This window comes from Pseudomonas sp. BP01 (genome assembly GCF_022760795.1).
GTDB lineage: Bacteria > Pseudomonadota > Gammaproteobacteria > Pseudomonadales > Pseudomonadaceae > Aquipseudomonas > Aquipseudomonas putida_Q.
In genome coordinates this window covers 1-215 of the sequence record NZ_JAFBKA010000169.1, presented here as the reverse complement: position 1 = coordinate 215, position 215 = coordinate 1, and the positions used below count along the sequence as shown (strand labels likewise).

Below are 215 nucleotides of genomic sequence, written 5' to 3'. Positions count from 1 at the left end.
CGGCAGCGAAGAAACGCCGCTGTCATCGATGGCAACGACATCCAGCAGTTCGCCGTTGGCTTGAGCAGGATTCAGCTCGATGCTGAACGTGCCATCGGCATTGGCGATGGCGCTGCCGATCAGGGTGCCGTTGGCGTCATGCACCTCCACGCGAGTACCGGCAGGCGCGGAACCGGTGAGGGTGGTGCCGTCGGCATCGATGGCCAGGTTGCNNG

General features: G+C 64.3%; 1 protein-coding gene. It reads right to left on the bottom strand.

Annotation, left to right across the window (positions count from 1 at the left end; genetic code table 11):
* Positions 1-215 (bottom strand): Ig-like domain-containing protein (locus tag JOY50_RS29460; protein ID WP_243056219.1); only part of this gene is annotated, 215 nt, incomplete at both ends.